Origin of the sequence: Streptomyces sp. 13-12-16 (assembly GCF_002114215.1) — a bacterium.
Lineage (GTDB): Bacteria > Actinomycetota > Actinomycetes > Streptomycetales > Streptomycetaceae > Streptomyces.
Window position 1 is genome coordinate 1 of sequence record NZ_NCTE01001116.1, and the last position, 2024, is coordinate 2024.

Genomic DNA, 2024 nt, shown 5'->3' on the forward strand with positions numbered 1-2024 from the left:
CCGACGCGGACGCCGCCGAGGGGCCCGAGCCGCTGGACGGTCCGGGCGGGGCCGTCGAGGTGGCGGACCCGCCGCGTCCGCAGCCGATGGACGACGAGCTGCCGCCGGAGCCGCTGGACAACCCGCGCCGGCTGCTGGTGTGGCCCGCGCCGGACGTCACCACGCAGCAGGCGCTGAGCGACCGCGGCTACCGGCCGGTGATCGTGCACTCGCGCGAGGAGGTCGACGCGCAGATCGCGGCGTTCCCCGCCGCGCTGTTCGTGGACCCGCTGACCGGGCCGATCACCCGTACCGCCCTGCAGTCGCTGCGGCAGGCCGCGGTGGCCGCCGAGGTGCCGGTGCTGGTCACGGCCGGGCTCGGACAGGCCTCGCGCGACGCCGCGTACGGCGCCGATCCCGCCGTACTGCTGAAGGCGCTCGCGCCGCGCGACAGCGATCAGCACCCCCCGCGCGTGCTGCTGATCGAGGAGCACGCGGAGATCGCGCTGGCGCTGACCGGGACGCTGGAGCGGCGCGGGATGCAGGTCGCGCGGGCCGCGAGTGACGCCGACGCGGTGGCGCTGGCGGGGCAGTTCCGGCCGAACCTGGTGGTGATGGACCTGATGCGGGTGCACCCGCGCCAGGCCGGGCCCGCCGGGATCATCGACTGGCTGCGGGCGAACGGACAGCTCACCCGCACCCCGCTCGTCGTCTACACGGCCGCCGTCGACCAGGCGGACCTGCCGCGGCTGGCCTCCGGCGAGACGGTGCTGTTCCTGGCGGAGCGGTCCACCAGTGCAGAGGTGCAGGAGAGGATCGTCGACCTGCTGTCGCGGATCGGGACCAACTGACCCGCACCGCCGTCAGCGGGCGACCAGGCGGCGGGCCGCCTCCTTCACGGACGCGCGCAGCCGGGCGCGGTCGTCCGCCTCCCCGCCGACCAGGATGCGGCGCATCTGCGGGACGACGGCCGTCCAGTTGGCCAGCGCGGTCAGCAGGAACAGCAGGTCGCCGGCCGGGATGGCGTCGGTGACGACGCCCCGCTCCTGGCCGTCCCGGAGCAGGGCGACCTTGCGGACGTAGTGCTCCTGGCGTTCGCCCTCGTGGGGCAGCTCGTCGGTGCCGTACTCCAGGCCCTCCCAGAAGAGCAGGCGCAGCAGCTCGGGGTGGGCGGCGTGGTAGTCCATCAGCCGGTCGACCCAGCTCTCGATGTCGTCCGGGTCGACGGGGACGGACTCGGCGAGGTCCAGCATCTTCCGCTCCAGGACGATCGCGAACAGCTCCGCCTTGTTGCCGAAGTAGGCGTAGATGAGCTGCTTGTTGGCCTTCGCCTCGGCCGCGATGCGGTCGATGCGGGCGCCGGCGATGCCGTGGCGGGCGAACTCGGTGACCGCCGCCTCGAAGATCCGGGCCTTGGTGGCCTCGGGGTCCCTGACTGCCATGGGAACAGGGTAACTCCGCTTGTAACCAACCGTTTGGTTGACAGGGAATCCGACGGGGACGCAGACTGTTCCCTCCATCAGCCAACCAACCAGTTAGTTGTTAGAGCAGGCTCGAAGGGGTACCCCGCTCATGTCCTCAGCGCCCAGCGCCACCAACGGCCGGCAGGGCCGCAGGCCACCGGTCACCGCTCCCGATCGGAATCCGGGTCCGGTTCCGGGCCCGTCCCGCGGCTCCGCCGCGTTCCTCACGCTCATCGCCGTGTGCACCGCGGTCACGGCCGCCAACATCTACCTCGCCGCGCCCCTGCTCTCCCTGATCGCCCGCGACTTCGGTTCCACGCCGTCGGCCGTGGCCTGGATCGCCTCGGTCGCCCAGCTCGGTTACGCCGTCGGCCTGCTCTTCTTCGCCCCGCTCGGCGACACCGCCGACCGGCGCCGGCTGGTCACCGTCCTCACCCTGGTCACCACCGCCGCCCTGATCGCCGGCGCCGTCGCCCCCGGCACGGGCGCACTGGCGATCGCCGTGTTCGTCGCCTCGGCCGGGACCGTCGTACCGCAGCTCCTCGTCCCGCTGGTCGCCGAACGCGCCCCCGCCGCCCGCCG

Annotated in this window: 3 protein-coding genes; 2 read left to right on the forward strand and 1 reads right to left on the reverse strand. The window is 73.4% G+C overall.

Features of this window, described 5'->3' with window-relative positions; translation table 11 throughout:
- Positions 1 to 830: response regulator (locus B7767_RS36115; RefSeq protein ID WP_085575727.1), on the forward strand; the 830-nt coding region annotated here is incomplete at its 5' end.
- Between the two features lie 12 nt (positions 831 to 842).
- On the opposite strand, the gene B7767_RS36120 is transcribed toward B7767_RS36115, so the two are convergent.
- Complete coding sequence (locus B7767_RS36120) at positions 843 to 1421, reverse strand: TetR family transcriptional regulator (RefSeq protein ID WP_085575728.1); 579 nt, start codon at positions 1419 to 1421, stop codon at positions 843 to 845.
- A 130-nt stretch (positions 1422 to 1551) separates the two neighbouring features.
- Between B7767_RS36120 and B7767_RS36125 the strand changes: the two genes are divergently transcribed.
- The coding region (locus B7767_RS36125; RefSeq protein WP_143652825.1) for an MFS transporter at positions 1552 to 2024 on the forward strand (473 nt) is incomplete at its 3' end.